Consider the following 16,961-nt stretch of genomic DNA (forward strand, 5'->3'; position numbering starts at 1 on the left):
CAAAATCCGAGAATTAACGGAGATAATTATGAAAGTTGCTGTACTTGGTGCTGCTGGCGGTATTGGCCAGGCTCTCGCTTTACTATTAAAAACTCAATTGCCTGCGGGTTCAAAGTTATCGCTTTATGATATCGCTCCAGTAACACCTGGCGTTGCGGTTGACTTAAGCCACATCCCAACCGCTGTTGAAGTGAAAGGTTTTGCCGGTGAAGATCCAACTGCAGCGCTAGAAGGTGCTGACGTTGTCCTTATCTCTGCGGGCGTTGCTCGTAAGCCGGGTATGGATCGTTCTGATCTATTCAACATCAATGCCGGTATCGTACGTAATCTAGTTGAAAAATGTGCCGCGACTTGCCCTACGGCATTAATCGGTATTATTACAAATCCTGTGAATACAACCGTTGCGATTGCCGCTGAAGTATTGAAGAAAGCCGGTGTTTATGACAAGAACCGTTTATTCGGTGTCACAACATTAGATGTTATTCGTTCTGAAACGTTTGTTGCTGAAGCAAAAGGCTTAAACGTAGCAGACGTTAAGGTCAATGTTATTGGTGGTCACAGTGGTGTGACTATTTTACCGCTACTATCACAAATCGAAGGCGTAAGCTTTACTGATGAAGAGGTTGCAGCATTAACGACACGTATCCAGAATGCGGGTACGGAAGTGGTTGAAGCTAAAGCGGGTGGCGGTAGTGCAACGCTTTCTATGGGGCAAGCTGCATGTCGTTTTGGCTTATCACTTGTTCGCGGATTACAAGGTGAAGCAAACGTTATTGAGTGTGCCTATGTTGATGGTGGTAGTGAGCACACTGAATTCTTCGCGCAACCTGTTGTGCTAGGTAAAAACGGCGTAGAGCAAGTTCTTGCTTATGGCGATGTAAGTGCATTTGAAGCTAATGCTCGCGATGCAATGCTAGATACTTTGAAGGCTGATATTCAGCTTGGTATCGAATTCGTTAAGTAATCGATACAGGCCTTTTGTGGGTCACAACAAAAAAGGAGCCTTAGGCTCCTTTTTTATTTTTCAGTCTAAGCGACTACATTAAGTACTCAGTAGTATTAGTGACTACGTTGAGCCGCAATCTTTGCCAGTGAGATTAGCGCCGTTTTATAATCGGAATCCGGAATAATCGCCAATGCCGCGATGGCTTTTTCAGACTCTTCAATAGCGCGCGCTTCTGTGTACTCTAGTGCTCCACAGTTTTTGAGCGCGGCAAGAATAACCTCGATATGCTCAGTGCCGTCACCTTTCTCGATAGCCTCACGAATAAGAGCTTTCTCTGTGTCGTTACCGTTTGCCATAGCAAAAATAAGTGGCAGTGTTGGCTTGCCCTCAGCTAAGTCGTCACCGATGTTCTTACCTAGCTCTTCGGTTTCCGCAGTGTAATCGAGAAGATCGTCAGTTAACTGGAATGCCGTTCCTAAATATTTACCGTATTCCGCCAGAGCCGTTTGCACTTCGATAGGGCTATCAGCCAACAAGCCTGCAAGACGTGTAGCCGCTTCAAATAGCTTGGCTGTCTTACAATAGATAACACGCATATAGCTGTCTTCAGTGGTCTTAGGGTCGTTACAATTCATTAATTGTAGGACTTCACCCTCGGCGAGCACATTAGTTGCGTCAGCAAGGATCTCTAACACCTCTAAACACTTAAGTTCAGTCATCATCTGGAATGAACGGGTATATAAGAAGTCACCCACTAATACACTGGCACTATTGCCAAATAGTGCATTTGCGGTTTTCCTGCCTCGGCGCAACATTGATTCATCAACGACATCATCATGTAAAAGTGACGCGGTATGAATGAATTCGATAATTGCTGCTAATTTAAGGTGAGATTCACCTTTATAGTCAATGGCGCGAGCTGCTAGAATAGATAGCAGAGGTCGCAAGCGTTTACCGCCACCGTTAATAATGTAGAACCCAAGTTGATTAATTAGGGCAACATCTGACTCTAGTTGTTTATAGATCAGTTGATTGACAGCTTGCATATCGCTATCAGTCAATTGACGAATGGCGTTCAAATCCATAAGTAGGCTCTAGTTCTTGTTGGCTGCTGATTAACATTGCAGCTCATATAAAGGCTTAAATGTTATAATAATCGGATTCTACCTAAATTTACGGTACAAGACAGTAGTTGTAGATAAATGTGAGAGTTATTTGGGTCTTTTTTTATTCTAAGTGAATTAAGACTTGTCAGCTACGAGTTCTTAGCGTAAACTCCGCGACCATTGTCATTAAAGCTTTTATAGCACCTCTGCACCAAACATATATGTTTTGGGCGGCGTGTTAGAATATCGGAGTAAAATAGCTATGTACGCTGTTTTTCAAAGTGGCGGCAAGCAACATCGCGTTGAAGCCGGCCATACAGTTCGTTTAGAGAAATTAGAAGTCGCTACAGGCGAAACTATCGAATTTGACCAAGTTCTTTTGGTTGCAGATGGTGAAACTGTACACGTAGGTGCACCTTTAGTTGAAGGTGGCAAGGTTGTTGCTGAAGTTATCAGCCACGGCCGTGCAGACAAGGTAACTATTGTTAAGTTCCGTCGTCGTAAGCACCACGATAAGAAGATGGGCCATCGTCAATGGTTCACCGAAGTTAAAATTACAGCTATCAACGCTTAATTAGGAGAATTACTCATGGCACATAAAAAAGCTGGCGGTTCTACTCGTAACGGCCGCGATTCAGAAAGTAAACGTCTTGGTGTAAAGCGCTTCGGCGGTGAATCAGTTCTAGCTGGTAACATCATCGTTCGTCAACGTGGTACTAAATTCCACGCTGGTGTTAATGTTGGTATCGGTCGTGACCACACTTTATTCGCTCTTACCGATGGTAAAGTGAAGTTTGAAGTTAAAGGTCCACAGAACCGTAAGTTCATCAGCATCGAAGATTAATTTTTAGCTAAGCTAATAATTAATAAGAAGCCCCGCCATTGGTGGGGCTTTGTTTTTTCAAAATTAAGTAAATTGTGTTTTGGCGACTAGAATCGTTAAGAGTATAATTCTTTCATTCTGTGGTGCCAGGAGTTGGTATGAAGTTTGTCGATGAAGCTATTATCCGTGTTGAAGCCGGTAATGGTGGCAGTGGTTGCGTTAGCTTTAGACGCGAAAAATATGTTCCTGATGGTGGTCCTGACGGTGGTGACGGTGGTGACGGCGGTAGTGTTTATCTGCAAGCTGATGAAAACCTCAATACACTGATCACTTTTCAGTTCGAACGCTTCCATATCGCCGAGCGCGGTAAGAATGGTCGCGGACGTGATTGTACTGGTCACGGCGGTGCTGACCTGATCCTTAAAGTGCCTGTTGGTACTCGCGCTATCGATAACGATACCGAAGAGTCACTTGGTGACTTAACTACTCACGGGCAGAAATTGCTTGTGGCTAAAGGTGGTTTCCATGGCATGGGTAATACTCGTTTTAAGACCAGTACTAACCGCGCGCCAAGACAAAAAACCTTAGGTACAGATGGTGAAGTTCGTAGCTTAAAGCTTGAGCTATTGTTGCTTGCTGATGTTGGCCTACTGGGTATGCCTAACGCGGGTAAGTCTACTTTCATCCGTTCTGTCTCTAAAGCTAAGCCAAAGGTTGCAGACTATCCGTTTACAACATTGGTACCTAACTTGGGTGTTGTAAACCCAAGACCAGGTCAAAGCTTTGTGATTGCCGATATTCCAGGTCTAATTGAAGGCGCTGCTGACGGTGCGGGTCTGGGTGTTCAATTCTTAAAGCACTTAGAGCGTTGCCGCGTTTTGCTACACATTTTAGATGTGGAACCAATTGATGGTAGCGATCCAGTCGAGTCTGCACGTGCAATCGTTGCTGAGCTTGAGAAGCATTCTCCTAAGCTTGCGGGTAAGCCACGCTGGTTAGTGATTAATAAATCTGACTTGATGCTGCCTGAAGAGCTACAAGAGCGTATAGAACGCATTGTCAAAGAGTTAGAGTGGGAAGGTGATGTTTACACTGTTTCTGCTTATAACCGTGAAGGTACTGCGGAGTTGGCCCTCAAATTACTAGACTTTATTGACGCACTTCCTCCAGAAGAAGAAGTAGACGCTGATGCTGAAGTCGAGTTTAAGTGGGATAACTACCATCAAGACGTTAATGAATCAGTTAATGAAAACTTTGATGATAAAGACGATTTTGATGATGACTTTGACGAAGATGACTACGATGTAGAAATTATCTACCAAAGATAATTATTTGCATAAAAGGAAGTTGAGAAAAGGTGTACGCTACAACGCAAAATGACATTACTCGTCAAGTCGTTAGGGTTGCTCAACTTCTTTTAGCTTATGGCGCTGAATCTGAACTCATTGAAGAGATCACTCAGCGCTTAGGCCACGCCTTAGGATTAGAGAGTGTCGAAATCTCGATCTCTTCCAACTCATTAGTGTTAACCAGCCTTTCAGTCGGTCGTTGTATTACTACCACCCGGCGCATCCGTGAACATGGTATTAATATGACTGTGGTTTGCGAACTTCAACGCATCTGTTTACTGGCCGAAAAAGGCATCTACGGCCTAACTGAAGTGCGTAAACGTGTGGCGCGTATTCAGCCAAAAACCTACCCAGCCAAATATGTTGTGCCAATGATCGGCCTATCGTGTGCGAGTTTTTGTCATCTGTTTGGTGGTGACTTAATGGCGTGTTTGATTACTTTTTTAGCGTCTGCAGTAGGCATGTTTGTCAGGTTATCTATTGCGAAACGTCATTATAATTTACTGCTTAATTTTAGTGTTACCGCATTTGTAACGACCCTAATTGCGCAAACGGGTTATCAATTTGAGTTAACTGATACGCCTAAATTGCCGATGGCAGCCAGTGTGCTGATGTTAGTGCCGGGCTTCCCTATGATTAATGCAATATCAGATATGGTCAAAGGCCATCTAAGTGTGGGGATATCGCGTTGGGGCCAGGCGACCTTGCTTACGGTCGCATCAGTTATTGGCATCACTATCGCCATGCAGATAGGAGGCTTATTTTTATGATGTCACTTATCTTAACGATGCTTAACGATGCCATTTTCTCTGCCATTCCTGCGATTGGTTTTGCGATGGTGTTTAACGTACCGCGTCGCTTCTTACCCTATTGTGCCATAGCGGCGGCAATGGGGCATGGTAGTCGCACTATGTGGTTGAGCTTTGGTTTGCCAATCGAATGGGCCACATTCTTGGCCGCAGCCCTAGTGGGAATCGTGACTATCGCGTTTGCTAGAAAGCATTTGGCACCACCATTAATGTATGCGGTAGCGGCCATTATTCCAATGATCCCTGGTACTTATGCATTTAACACCGTGATAGGTCTTGTACAGTTAACCGCAGAAGCTGAAATGAGCCCCGAGCTTATTTATCAAGTTGTTAGTAATGGCTTAAAAACCGTATTTATTTTAGGCGCGCTCTCTGTGGGACTTGCGATGCCGAGTCTACTGTATTTCCGCTCTCGTCCAGTCATTAAATAACACTCGATTACCAATTCTCAGTTTAGGGAAACCTAAATGCCTACTATTCTTACATTGTAAAAAATAAAGGGAAGTCCGATGAAAATAGCTATGATAGCGGCGATGGCAAATAACCGAGTTATCGGTAAAGATAACCAAATGCCATGGCATCTTCCTGAAGATTTACGCCATTTTAAAGCCATGACATTGGGCAAACCTGTTGTTATGGGCCGTAAGACTTATGAGTCAATAGGGCGTCCACTACCGGGACGTCATAACATCGTGATTAGCCGTCAAGCAGATCTTTTTATCGAAGGGGTTACAACTGTCACCAGCTTCGAGGAGGCTAAACTTGCCGCTGCAGAGTGTGACGAGTTGGTTGTGATGGGGGGAGGGCAACTCTATGAAATGTTACTACCACAAGCCGATATTTTGTATCTCACACAAATCGCATTAACAGTTGATGGTGATACCTACTTCCCTGAATGGGATGATGGTAGCTGGCTAGAAGTTTCTCGAGATGTAGCAAAAAATGATAAACAGGTTGAATATACCTTTATCAGGTTGGTAAAAAAATGTTAAATTCAAAGGGTTGTTTAGTACCCTGTATAACGATAAAGAAAGCCTACTAGATAGTGCTACTTTTCTAATAATAAATAAAAACTAAAAAATAAGGAGTGACAGATGCGCTTGTTGCCTTTGAGCATCGCTGCAGTAATTGTGGCATCTTCAATTTCTGTTTCATCAACTGCATTTGCTAACCAAGATCAATTGGCGGCAAATATCTGTAATTACGTTCAGGCTGATGATAAGAACCGCTTACGTAAAAAACTTAAAGAGAGCCGTGTAAAGCTGCGTAATATTTACAGTGGTGTTTCTTGTGGCGGTGACAGCTTGTTGAGGACGGCGTTAAAAAGCGGTTCTAATAAAGTAGGTACTTTTGTGGCTAAACGTCTTCCAGCATCAGATTTAGGTTCTACTGAAGCAGATGGAAATACCATTGTCGCTTGGGCCGAAAGTAATGGTCATGGTGGCAGCGAAATAACGGTAGCAATCAAAGATCGTATTGCTGGCGGTTAGACTAATAGCGATAAGGTTATGTTAAAAAATACTGGGGAAACCCCAGTGTTTTTTTATCTATTAACATCGTAAATAAAAAAGAGGCGCTAAATCTAGCGCCTCTTTTATCTCTAAAATTTGAATACTACTGATTAAATTTAAATACTACTGATGGTTGTTATTGGTATAAATTATCAGACTCTAAACTCTTTAACCGATGCTTGTAGCTCTTCTGCTAACTGAGCCACCTGATGACTAGACTGGGCCGTTTGGTCTGCCCCTGTAGATGTTTCTTCCGAAATAGCGGCAATATGTTCGAGTTTCTCTGAGACTTGCTGACTCACTAAGTTTTGCTCTTGTGCTGCATGAGCAATATGTGTTCCTGAGTCGTGAGCGCGATGTACTGCATCGCTAATGCTTTCAAGTGCATTATTAGCCTGCTCAGTTTTATCAACGCAAGAGTTAGCCTGAGAGCGTCCCAAGTCCATTACAGCAACAGCTTCTTGTGTTCCTTGCTGCAGTACTTCAATCATCTGCTGGATCTCTTGTGTCGAGTCTTGTGTTCTAGATGCTAGGCTACGTACCTCGTCAGCGACGACCGCAAAGCCACGACCTTGCTCACCAGCGCGGGCAGCCTCAATGGCAGCGTTAAGTGCAAGTAAGTTTGTTTGCTCTGCAATGCCCCGAATGACATCGAGTATTGAGCCAATCGATGCGCTATCGGCATGCACTTTATTGATGACGACACTGGCTTTAGACACTTCATCTGCAAGGGCTAAAATGGTGCGTTTGTTTTCTTCAGCGATGAGACGCATGTGTTGGCTTTCATCATCGGCGGCTTTGATTTGAACCAACGCCTCATCGGCACTGGCAGTAACTTGCTGAGCGCTTGAACTTAGTTGAGTTGTAGCCGTTGCAACTTGATCGACTTGGCTCTTCTGTTCTTGGATGCCGACAGTTGTCTGCGCGGTAATTGCTGAGGTTTCCTCGGCCGCGGCAGCAAGCTGTTCTGAGCGCTCTAAGATGCCTTGGATAAGGTCTCTTAGGCTATCGATGAGTCTATTGCAGTTGGCTGATAATATAGCGAATTCATCATGACCTGAATCATCTAATTTGTGGGTCAAATCACCCGATGCGAGTACGTTGAAGGCATGATTTACTTTTTCTAGTGAGCGCGTTAATGGGCGAACAACTGCAATGCTGACAACGACTGCAACGATAATGGCTACTAACATCAATAAAACGGTACGCATACTCGCGCTATCGATATTAGCAATGGCATCGTGACTGATCTTGGAAGAGATAGTTTCGATGTTAGTCGTTAACATTTTCATCTGCTTATTGACGCTAGCTGCCGCTTGTTCAACATCGGCTAGTAAACTACCTGCAAGGCGGTTAAGCTCAAGTTCTTGTTGCTTTAGGGCTGCGAGAGAGTTATTGCCTTTAACCATACTGAATACCTTGCTGGCTTCAGTATTAAGCTCATCAATGAGGCTTGCGTCAACAACACCGTCCCAGTGGTTCGTGACATAATCCACCTTGCTCTTGGTGTCACTAACAATATAATCGAGTTCTTTTGAAATGGTGTCGAACTTTGCTTTTTCAGTGCTAGCCATCAAGTCAAAACTTGTGCTGGCGATGCTGCTAAAGCTCAGTTCTAGTGTACTAGCAGTGGCTGCGATCTCTTGGTCAACAACATCTTCACTCATCTCTAGATCAATTAAATCGAGTAATAAAGAGGCACTATCATCCACCGCTATCTCAATATTATCGTATTTACTGCTAATGTGCTTTGTAGTGGTTAAAGCGGTTTCATGAGTCGTGATCATTTCTTGACTGATGTTATTGAATTTAGCGTAGTGATTATCAAGATTTCGAATGACTGAATTCAATTCAGAGTTGTTGCTGACTAGAGCCGTTAGGTTTTTTAGCTCACGTTCAAAGGTCTGGCTAGCCGTTTTAAATTGAGCGTTAATTGTAGGGATAGTTGCCGCACTTTGGCTGTGGTAGGCCATCAAAACTTGTTTTTCTTGTTGCGAAAGAGTTTGAGAAAGTTGATTGCTCGTTTTTAATGCTGGAAGGCTTAGTTCCTGTAAGACTTGAGTACTGGTCTTTAGTTGATTATTGGTGAACCAAGAAGCTGCGCCAAGTACGATTAGCAGTAGTGTCACTACCGTAAATCCACCTATCACCCTGGTGGCTACATTTAACTTCATATGAGCTCCATTATTATTATTTTTATTTAAGTCACAGCATCTGGCTGATAGCTATTTCGTATATTATATCGGCCAAATGTTGCGATAGTTTAACTCTTTTTTAACTTCTTTTAACGTCTTTTAATTTTTGTTGAGTGATTTTTTGGTTTGACTCCATATGCCAAAGTGTCATGTACTCCCCCCAACAGCAACCCGTGTCTAGCGCAAGCCTATTTTCTCGGTGCGTTTGTCCCATAATGGCAGCCCAATGACCAAACACGACTTTGTAATTATTGGGTAATTGGCTCGGTTGGTTGAACCAAGGGACCAATAAATCATGATTGCAATCTTGTAACGGTGACTTACAGTCAAAATCTAAGCGGCCACCAGCTTTTAAGTAGCGCATACGGGTAAGGGCATTAATGCAATAGATCTGCTTTTCAAGTGATGTTAAATTTGAATTAAACTCATCGACTGAATTGGTATACATTTCACTGATCAAGTCGTTCAAATAGTTAGGTGATTGCAATGCTAGGCTAACCAGATCTGCTTGGGTGCGTAAAGTATGCAGATCCCAATTAGGTGGTACACCCGCATGAGTCATAATAAGGTTCTTTTCTGGCCAGTCTTGATAAAGAGGCTGCAGCCTCAGCCAATCGATAATATTGTTTATGTCATCGGCAGCGAGTAGAGCGGTTAAATGATCTTTTGGATTAGCGCGTTTTAATTTTCCGTTGATAGCTAATAGATGCAGATCATGATTACCTAGCACTATTTTAGTAGAACCAGACAAGGACTTAAAAAAACGCAGTGTCTCAAGGGAGCCTGGCCCTCTTGCGACAAGATCACCAACGGTCCATAAACAGTCCTTTGATGGGTTAAAGGCAACTTTATCGAGTAATAGAATTAACTCATCAAAGCAGCCTTGGATATCACCTACAAAATAGTTGGCCATGTTACCTAATTTCTACCTATGTATTGTTATTTACGTTTGTTATTAATGAAGTAAACCTGGGACCGATAAACGAAAGGCTAAGATGGGGGCTTTGAATTCATCTCCATGGCTGTCGACCATGGTGTAGCTTCCTTCCATGACCCCAAGTGGGGTTTCTAATACAGTACCGCTGGTATATTCATATGAGCTATTGGGTTTGATTGTTGGGGTCTGGCCTACCACACCTGCGCCGTGAACTTCGCTTTTTCGCCCATTTGAGTCAGTAATACACCAATGCCGACTTTTAAGTGTGACCTCATCAGAGCTGAGGTTGTGGATAGTAATGGTGTAGCTAAAAAGATACTTATCTTCATCAGGCGAGGACTGGATTTCAATATATTCTGTAGTTACATCGACTCTAACAGATGGGGGCAATTGACTCATATGGGCCTCTAAAGATGAAGTTTATCTGATATTTTACGCTAAATGTACACTTGCATATTAATTGGTCTCTTATAGAATTAGTAGCCAATTATGTTCAACAGCATATAAAAAAAGGGCAGTTAATGCCCTTTAGTTAGTTTATTGATTATTTAAGAAAAACGTTATTTCTTGTCAAAAACATGGTTCGCCATAGCGACGTATTGCTCAACGCGGATCTGCTCAGGTCTTAACGTAGGGTCAATACCTAATTCGGCAAAATCATCGTCAGATAATAGCTGCTTAAGGTTATTTCTTAACGTCTTACGGCGCATATTAAATGCCGTTGTGGTTAAGTTTCTAAGCAAGTCTACATCTTTACATGGCCAAGGTTTATGTTTGTATGGCACTAATCGCACCACGGCTGAATCAACCTTTGGTGCAGGTGTAAAGCTTTCTGGCGGTACTTCAAGTACTGGCATGACTTGGCAGTGGTACTGTGCCATGACCGTTAGACGGCCGTAAGCCTTAGTACCTGGTGATGCAGAAAGTCTTAATACCACTTCTTTTTGCAACATAAAGTGCATGTTCTCAATATGCTGAGCGAACTCAAACAGATGGAACATAAGTGGCGTTGAGATGTTGTATGGTAAGTTACCAAACACCTTCATCTGCTTGTCTTCACGCACTAGCTGGTTAAAATCAAACTTAAGTGCATCACCTTGATGAATTTCAAGTTTGTCTTTTAACACAGGGTGCGTTTTTAGACGTTCTACCAAGTCTTTATCGAGTTCGACAACGATAAGTTTGTCGATGCCACTTGCAACGGGTTCCGTTAATGCGGCTAGACCGGGACCAATTTCAACCATCACATGATCGTTATCAGGTGAAATCGCACCAACAATGCGGTTAATCACATTCTCGTCAGTTAAGAAGTTTTGTCCAAAACGTTTTCTGGCCGTGTGGCCTAAATGTACTTTATTGCTCATGAGGTAACTTATATCACTAATTCTTTGCAGCCAAATCAATGGCTTTATTTAATGCGCAGACGAAACTGCCAATATCAGCAGTGCCCGTGCCGGCAAGCTCTAGGGCCGTACCATGGTCGACCGACGTTCTTATATAGGGTAATCCTAGAGTGATGTTGACCGAACTGCCAAATCCTCTAGATTTTAGTACTGGAAGCCCCTGATCGTGGTACATAGCGAGTACGACGTCAGCATCTTCTAGGTATTTAGGTTGAAATAGGGTATCAGCTGGCAATGGGCCAACGATATCCATGTTGAGCTCTCTTAACTCATTTAGTGCAGGGATGATGGTATCGATCTCTTCTCTGCCTAAGTGACCGTCTTCGCCTGCATGAGGGTTTAGACCACAGACGTAGATCCGTGGTGACTCAATAGCAAATTTTTCGACTAAGTCAGTGTGTAATATTTTAACAATTTGATGCAAGCGATCACGGGTAATGGCTTTAGACACATAAGCTAATGGAATATGGGTCGTAACGAGCGCGACTTGTAAACCTGGGGCTGCCAGCATCATCACTACATCTTGGCAGTTAGCCTGATTTGCAAAAAATTCAGTATGGCCACTAAACGGAATACCCGAGTCGTTAATAATACCTTTATGAACCGGTCCCGTCACTACAGCGTCGAACTCGCCAATCATATTTTTCTCGCCAGCGAATCGAAGTGTCTCTACCACGTAGGCGCTATTGAGTTCATTTAACTTGCCGCAAACCGCTTCGGTTTCAAGTTTAAAAGGTACTATGGTCAGAGTGCCAGCCTCTTGCGGCTTGGGCGCTTGATTGGGTTGGTAAGGACGTAGCTGAATTGGAAGTCCCAGTTTTTTAGCGCGAGACTGTAGTAAGTCGGGATCAGCACAAACAACTAGCTCAGCAGGCCAAGCCTGCTGAGCTAGTTGTATCACTAAATCGGGACCAATACCCGCCGGTTCACCCGGCGTGATGGCTATTCGTTTAGTCGACAATAGATTAACCTCGGTTCGTTTCTGGCTCAAAAATATCGATAAATGCCTCAGCACGCATTTCATCTAGCCAGTTTTGTAACTCTTCATTAAATTTACGACGATAGATCAGCTGATGAGCTCGATTCGTATTAAATTTATCGGTCGCGTCTGTTGTACGTTTCTCTTCAAGTTGAACAATATGCCAGCCGTGAGTCGAGCGGAATGGCTCACTGTACTCGCCAATTTCGAGACTGTTAAGTTCCTGAGAAAATGCAGGTACGTAGATATTCGGATCTGCCCAGCCTAATTCGCCGCCTTTTGCTGCAGAGCCTGGATCTTCAGAATATTGACGTGCTAAGTCTTCAAACTTAGCTTCACCCGATTTAACTTGAGCTAGGAATCTGTCCATCATGCTTTTAGCTCGCTCGTCTGAAAGAATTGGAGAGGGCTTAAGTAGAATGTGACGAGATTTAACTTCTTTAACTTCTTTAGTTTGTAGACCGCGAGCATCCATCACCTTGATGATATGGAAGCCTGATGCACTCTTAATTGGGCCTATGATATCACCAGTCTTGGCATCAGTAACGACTTCAGCAAATAAGGTTGGCATCTCGTTGATATTCATGTAATCCCAAATACCACCTTCTAGTGCTTTAGGACCAGAAGAAGCGGCAATAGCGATACTTCTAAAGTCATCACCATCTTTTAACCGCTTCATTACGACTGCGGCGCGCTTACTTGCAGCTTCTAGCTGCTGGCTGTTGGCATCGCTTGGTACATCAATAAGGATGTGACCAATTTGGAACTCAACTTCTTTAAGACCTTGCTCATTGATAAGCTTTACAAGGTTATTGATCTCTTGGGTCGAGACTTGAATACGACGCTGTACTTGAATACGTTGAATTTCACCTAAGGTTACCTCTTCACGGAGTTGCTCACGGTATTGAGCAAACGTTGTGCCTTCGCTCTCAATTTGCGCTTTCATTTGCGCAACGGTCATCTTCTGCTCTTTAGCGATATTCTCGATAGTTTGGTCTAATTGTAAGTCACCAATGTGTAGACCAATTCTATCTGCCATCTGTAACTGAAGACGCGTTAGGATTAAACGTTCGATAACCTGAGTACGCAGTGCTGTGTCTGAGGGGAGTGTTTGACTCGCATTGGCAGCATTTGCCTTGATAGTCTTTACCATGCCGGTCACTTCACTTTCTAAAATGATCCCTTCATTTATTTGCACTGTTACGCGATCAAGTGGCGTTGGCGCAGCGTGAATTGTCTGGCTCATTGCCAATGTTATAAGAGCAAAAATCAATTGGTTACAGCGTTTCATCCACTAAAATCCTTGGCATTTATTGAGTGTCATTTACAGTGATTACTCACCGTAAATGATTCTTTAGTCCTGCTTTGACTGCATGTCATCAGCTAGGTTCAGCATTTATTTACGTTATTTAGTTGCTAATTTTTCAAATAGAGCGGTTTACGATAGTTAAATAGGCCGTCATCTAACATATCTGACACCCCTAATGGGCCAGAGCCACCGAGTCCTTTAATGACAAAGTTTAGGTAGATCCCGCTTTCAAATAGCTCTCGAGTATCCTGTACCGGATTATCTTCGTCAATATAATTGGTCTTGATACGGTAATGATAACTCAAACGTACAGCCCAGCAACATGATTCATATTGAAAACCTGTGTAGGTCTCTACCGCTCGGCTTTCGTTCAGATCGTAATACCAGTTACCCACTAAATATAAGTTGTCATTAATCGGCCAAGCCCCGCGGAAACCCATTTGCTTAATATCAACCGATTCATTGGTATTGCTGTTAAGCAGATCGGGTACGTAGCGATAGCTAGCTTGCAGTAGTTTATTGGTGCCAGGGCGGTAGTCAACGGTGACTTCACTCTTCTTATTTTCGCTCTCTTTGGCATCATATTGAATCGAGCCACTAAGGAACCAATCGGCATACAGCTGAGTACTTAATTCTGCTGCAATAGCTGAGTTAGAAGTGTTCTCTTGTACAAAGGTATCGTTGCTGCCTGTGACTTCATTAATACCAACACGACTATCTTCGAGGTAAAAAATTTGCCCCAAGCTGAACTTAAAAACTTCGCGATTTTGTTCATCAAAAAGCTTAGTGCTTAAACCCAGTGTAAACTGGTTAGCATCGGCTATTCGGTCTAAACCCGAGAAACGACGATCCCTAAAGAGTCCGTTGTAATCCTCTTGTAACGGGGCTGTATCGTAAATACCAATATCTGATTGGTCTTGATAGCCCACATAAAGATATTGGAACTGTGGCTCAAGAGTTTGACGATAGTTAGTGTCAAAGTAATCAGTAAATCGTTCAAAGTTAACCTGACCATGAATACGCACTTGTGGCAACGTGCGGTTAACGCGGTCGCGAAGTGCAGGGTCAGCTAAGTCATCTCTGTCATCTTGCCAGTAGTTAGTCTGTAGCAGCTTGACTTCGCTGGTTAGCGAGCCAGCAGGACCATGGATTGGATAAGAGATACTGGGTTCAAGATGTACCCGAGTCGCTGCCGAATATTCGCTATCTTGATGTTCAAAATTGGTCGCTTCACTATAGAGGTTAAAATCTAAGCCGTGCCAATAGCTTGGAGCGCGATAGTTAAAAGTAAACTGTGGCATGACTTGGTAGGGCTTCACCTCCTCACCAAGTACTTTAATATCTTGTACTCGCGCAGTTAAATCCCAGTTTTGTTCGAAATAGGCTATTTCACCAATTCGGTTTAATTGATTATCTGTCGCGCGCTGAACATCTGAGCTTAGGTCATTAAAATAGTTGTTATCAGACACATCTGTATAGTTAGCATGCACGCGCCAGTTTTCATTAAATGCACCACTGTGCTCCCAGTGATACAGGTATCTATCTGGGCTGTTCACCAGTTTGTCATCGTCGGCTAAGTATTCGAAATTCAACTGGCCTTGCTGCTTCTCGCCAGCTAAATATCTAAATTCTGTTTTGGTAAATAGTCCACGAGCAGACATGTAGTTTGGGGTAAAGGTTAAGTCGTATTCTGGTGCTATATTCCAGTAATAAGGCGTGGCCACTTCAACACCATTAGTCGTACTGGTGCTAAATGTTGGGAATAAGAAGCCTGATTTTCGCTTATCTGATACTGGGATGGTCATGTAAGGCACATACATGACGGGCACGCCGGCAATCTTAATTTTTGCGTCCCAAATTTCGCCCCACTCTTCGGTGCTATCAATTTTGATGCGCTTAGCTTCAAGTAACCAGGCAGGATCTTTATCTGGACAAGTCGTGAAGGTCGTGCCAGACAGTAGCAGGTTGTTGTCTTTGGTGATTTCAAGCTGATTAGCATCACCATGGATCTGTTGACCATGCAGCCAATATTGTGCGCCATTTAAAATTGCACTATTGCTCTGCATCTTAGCCACGAGAGAATCGGCAGTAACTGTAAACATAGAATCTTGAAAAACTAAGTTGCCATTCGCTTGAAGCTCTTCAGTTTGTTGGTTCAATATCGCTTCGTCGGCAGAGATGTTTCGTCCACCTTGGCTGAAGTTGACATCGCCTGTGAAAGTCGCTTGTTTACCCATCTGTGCTGATGAACGGTCAGAACTAATATAAATTCTGGCTAAATCAGCGGGGCTATTGGTCTCGTAAAGCTGAACATAAGGCTTTACTGGAGGCACTACTACACATTGTGACGCCGGTGTGGTCACAGTTTCGTCTGCTAAGACTAATTGGGGAAGCAGGCTCAAGGCCAGAAAATAACGGATCTGCATCTTGGTCAATTAATTATGATTTCTTAGTCTGGACGGTGAAAGAGGTGAAAAGTTGCCCCTTCTTGGGCAACGCAGCCAAATATTTTTTTTCAATTGCTTAGCTGTTTCCATTTTGTCGTTATAATAAAGCAATTTCTTCTTAAGAGCCATGAGGTGCCCTTGTCAGATCCTAGATTTCTTCAGTTAAATGCATGGCTAAACCAGTATTTTAATGGAAAAGTTTCGCCAACGTTGATATCTGGCGATGCAAGCTTTAGGCGTTACTTCAGAGTTATCGTCGATAACCTGTCTTATATTGTAGTCGATTCCCCACCTAACCTTATCCAGATTGCGCCCTTTATTCAATTGGCTAACAGTTACTCGCATCAAGGTATTGCCGTACCTAAGGTGATTGCCTGTGATAACGAACAGGGCATCATGTTGCTCAGTGATCTCGGTGATGTGCAATTATTGTCGGTGCTTGATAGTGATACCTTGCAGCAATATTATTCTCAAGCATTAGCGCTACTTAACGATATCGCAAAAGTCATCAGTACCGAGTCTGGGCCTTTACCGCAATATGATGCTGGATTTGTTATACGCGAACTGGAGATTTTTATTGAGTGGCTAGCGCTGCACCATTTGGGGTTAGATATTGATGAGGTGACAACCCACACTCAGGATGCCTTTAAGCTTTTAGTCGATAATGCACTGGCCCAACCGCAAGTTGGCATGCACCGAGACTATCATAGCCGTAATCTCATGTTGCAAGATGGCGAGTTAAAAGTTATTGATTTCCAAGATGCCGTCATCGGGCCTGTGACCTATGATGCGGTTTCGCTATTACGAGACTGCTACATTCGTTGGCCAGATATCGAGGTTGAATCATTAATGCAGCAGCATTATCAGCAGTGTGTCAGCACTGGACTCATTGATGCTGAAGTATCGTTTGAGCAATATCGACGCTGGTTTGATTTGATGGGAATTCAAAGACACGTTAAGGCCGCCGGCATTTTTGCGAGGCTTAATTATCGTGACGACAAACCCGCTTATATGGCTGACATCCCACTCACTCTTGAGTATATTCGTGACATTGCGGGGCGTTATGTTGAGCTGCAACCATTTGCTCAATGGATTAGTGAAGTCATCATCCCAACATTCAATGCTCATAAATAATGATTCCTATAAA

The 16,961-nt window shown here is 43.3% G+C and carries 17 protein-coding genes; 9 read left to right on the top strand and 8 right to left on the bottom strand.

From position 1 onward, the window contains the following. The first annotated feature begins 28 nt into the window (after window positions 1–28). Complete coding sequence (gene mdh, locus ACVBIL_RS07315) at window positions 29–964, top strand: malate dehydrogenase (protein WP_447166322.1); 936 nt, start codon at window positions 29–31, stop codon at window positions 962–964. A 95-nt stretch (window positions 965–1,059) separates the two neighbouring features. On the opposite strand, the gene ispB is transcribed toward mdh, so the two are convergent. Then, the gene (ispB, locus tag ACVBIL_RS07320; protein WP_447166323.1) at window positions 1,060–2,031 is read right to left on the bottom strand and encodes an octaprenyl diphosphate synthase; all 972 of its coding nucleotides are present in this window, start codon (window positions 2,029–2,031) and stop codon (window positions 1,060–1,062) included. A 283-nt stretch (window positions 2,032–2,314) separates the two neighbouring features. Here ispB and rplU point away from each other — a divergent pair, with 283 nt between their 5' ends. The 7 genes from rplU to ACVBIL_RS07355 all read left to right on the top strand — a co-directional run bounded on the left by rplU (window position 2,315) and on the right by ACVBIL_RS07355 (window position 6,523). After that, window positions 2,315–2,626, top strand: coding sequence for a 50S ribosomal protein L21 (rplU, locus tag ACVBIL_RS07325; RefSeq protein WP_012154113.1), 312 nt, complete (start codon window positions 2,315–2,317; stop codon window positions 2,624–2,626). Between the two features lie 15 nt (window positions 2,627–2,641). Continuing rightward, on the top strand, window positions 2,642–2,896 hold the full coding sequence (rpmA, locus tag ACVBIL_RS07330; protein WP_012154114.1) for a 50S ribosomal protein L27: 255 nt from the start codon (window positions 2,642–2,644) through the stop codon (window positions 2,894–2,896). Window positions 2,897–3,033: 137 nt separating this feature from the next. Beyond that, window positions 3,034–4,203 carry an Obg family GTPase CgtA gene (cgtA, locus tag ACVBIL_RS07335; RefSeq protein ID WP_447166324.1) on the top strand — a complete coding sequence of 390 codons (1,170 nt, stop codon included), beginning with the start codon at window positions 3,034–3,036 and terminating at the stop codon, window positions 4,201–4,203. 29 nt (window positions 4,204–4,232) lie between these two features. Beyond that, window positions 4,233–4,994 (top strand): threonine/serine exporter family protein, encoded by a 762-nt coding sequence (locus tag ACVBIL_RS07340; protein WP_447166325.1) that lies wholly within the window; start codon window positions 4,233–4,235, stop codon window positions 4,992–4,994. Then, complete coding sequence (locus ACVBIL_RS07345; RefSeq protein ID WP_447166326.1) at window positions 4,991–5,464, top strand: threonine/serine exporter family protein; 474 nt, start codon at window positions 4,991–4,993, stop codon at window positions 5,462–5,464. The genes ACVBIL_RS07340 and ACVBIL_RS07345 overlap by 4 nt, the downstream gene beginning before the upstream one ends. 78 nt (window positions 5,465–5,542) lie before the next feature. Further along, window positions 5,543–6,025 (top strand): type 3 dihydrofolate reductase, encoded by a 483-nt coding sequence (folA, locus tag ACVBIL_RS07350; RefSeq protein ID WP_447166327.1) that lies wholly within the window; start codon window positions 5,543–5,545, stop codon window positions 6,023–6,025. 102 nt (window positions 6,026–6,127) lie between these two features. Beyond that, window positions 6,128–6,523, top strand: coding sequence for a DUF3718 domain-containing protein (locus tag ACVBIL_RS07355; protein WP_447166328.1), 396 nt, complete (start codon window positions 6,128–6,130; stop codon window positions 6,521–6,523). 173 nt (window positions 6,524–6,696) lie between these two features. On the opposite strand, the gene ACVBIL_RS07360 is transcribed toward ACVBIL_RS07355, so the two are convergent. The 7 genes from ACVBIL_RS07360 to lptD all read right to left on the bottom strand — a co-directional run bounded on the left by ACVBIL_RS07360 (window position 6,697) and on the right by lptD (window position 15,793). Then, the gene (locus ACVBIL_RS07360) at window positions 6,697–8,718 is read right to left on the bottom strand and encodes a methyl-accepting chemotaxis protein (RefSeq protein WP_447166329.1); all 2,022 of its coding nucleotides are present in this window, start codon (window positions 8,716–8,718) and stop codon (window positions 6,697–6,699) included. A 100-nt stretch (window positions 8,719–8,818) separates the two neighbouring features. After that, window positions 8,819–9,652, bottom strand: a complete 834-nt coding sequence (locus tag ACVBIL_RS07365; RefSeq protein WP_447166330.1) for a symmetrical bis(5'-nucleosyl)-tetraphosphatase — start codon at window positions 9,650–9,652, stop codon at window positions 8,819–8,821. Between the two features lie 42 nt (window positions 9,653–9,694). Next, window positions 9,695–10,075: a Co2+/Mg2+ efflux protein ApaG gene (apaG, locus tag ACVBIL_RS07370; RefSeq protein ID WP_447166331.1), complete on the bottom strand. Its 381-nt coding sequence runs from the start codon at window positions 10,073–10,075 to the stop codon at window positions 9,695–9,697. A gap of 161 nt (window positions 10,076–10,236) precedes the next feature. Then, entirely contained in the window at window positions 10,237–11,040 is an 804-nt protein-coding gene (gene rsmA, locus ACVBIL_RS07375) for a 16S rRNA (adenine(1518)-N(6)/adenine(1519)-N(6))-dimethyltransferase RsmA (protein WP_447166332.1), read from the bottom strand. Window positions 11,041–11,056: 16 nt separating this feature from the next. Next, window positions 11,057–12,040: a 4-hydroxythreonine-4-phosphate dehydrogenase PdxA gene (gene pdxA, locus ACVBIL_RS07380; RefSeq protein WP_447166333.1), complete on the bottom strand. Its 984-nt coding sequence runs from the start codon at window positions 12,038–12,040 to the stop codon at window positions 11,057–11,059. Between the two features lie 4 nt (window positions 12,041–12,044). Further along, a complete protein-coding gene (surA, locus tag ACVBIL_RS07385; protein WP_447166334.1) occupies window positions 12,045–13,349 on the bottom strand; it encodes a peptidylprolyl isomerase SurA in 1,305 nt (434 codons plus the stop codon). 125 nt (window positions 13,350–13,474) lie between these two features. Next, complete coding sequence (lptD, locus tag ACVBIL_RS07390; RefSeq protein ID WP_447166386.1) at window positions 13,475–15,793, bottom strand: LPS assembly protein LptD; 2,319 nt, start codon at window positions 15,791–15,793, stop codon at window positions 13,475–13,477. 153 nt (window positions 15,794–15,946) lie between these two features. Between lptD and ACVBIL_RS07395 the strand changes: the two genes are divergently transcribed. After that, window positions 15,947–16,948 (top strand): aminoglycoside phosphotransferase family protein, encoded by a 1,002-nt coding sequence (locus tag ACVBIL_RS07395; protein WP_447166335.1) that lies wholly within the window; start codon window positions 15,947–15,949, stop codon window positions 16,946–16,948. The last annotated feature ends 13 nt before the right edge of the window (window positions 16,949–16,961 follow it).

Source organism: Shewanella sp. 125m-7, assembly GCF_052977045.1.

Coding starts and splice junctions, on each gene's coding strand:
- surA (WP_447166334.1), bottom strand. CDS start 13,349: ATGAAACGCTGTAACCAATTGATTTTTGCTCTTATAACATTGGCAATG.
- apaG (WP_447166331.1), bottom strand. CDS start 10,075: ATGAGTCAATTGCCCCCATCTGTTAGAGTCGATGTAACTACAGAATAT.
- ispB (WP_447166323.1), bottom strand. CDS start 2,031: ATGGATTTGAACGCCATTCGTCAATTGACTGATAGCGATATGCAAGCT.
- folA (WP_447166327.1), top strand. CDS start 5,543: ATGAAAATAGCTATGATAGCGGCGATGGCAAATAACCGAGTTATCGGT.
- ACVBIL_RS07360 (WP_447166329.1), bottom strand. CDS start 8,718: ATGAAGTTAAATGTAGCCACCAGGGTGATAGGTGGATTTACGGTAGTG.
- mdh (WP_447166322.1), top strand. CDS start 29: ATGAAAGTTGCTGTACTTGGTGCTGCTGGCGGTATTGGCCAGGCTCTC.
- ACVBIL_RS07355 (WP_447166328.1), top strand. CDS start 6,128: ATGCGCTTGTTGCCTTTGAGCATCGCTGCAGTAATTGTGGCATCTTCA.
- ACVBIL_RS07345 (WP_447166326.1), top strand. CDS start 4,991: ATGATGTCACTTATCTTAACGATGCTTAACGATGCCATTTTCTCTGCC.
- ACVBIL_RS07365 (WP_447166330.1), bottom strand. CDS start 9,652: ATGGCCAACTATTTTGTAGGTGATATCCAAGGCTGCTTTGATGAGTTA.
- rplU (WP_012154113.1), top strand. CDS start 2,315: ATGTACGCTGTTTTTCAAAGTGGCGGCAAGCAACATCGCGTTGAAGCC.
- cgtA (WP_447166324.1), top strand. CDS start 3,034: ATGAAGTTTGTCGATGAAGCTATTATCCGTGTTGAAGCCGGTAATGGT.
- rsmA (WP_447166332.1), bottom strand. CDS start 11,040: ATGAGCAATAAAGTACATTTAGGCCACACGGCCAGAAAACGTTTTGGA.
- lptD (WP_447166386.1), bottom strand. CDS start 15,793: ATGCAGATCCGTTATTTTCTGGCCTTGAGCCTGCTTCCCCAATTAGTC.
- rpmA (WP_012154114.1), top strand. CDS start 2,642: ATGGCACATAAAAAAGCTGGCGGTTCTACTCGTAACGGCCGCGATTCA.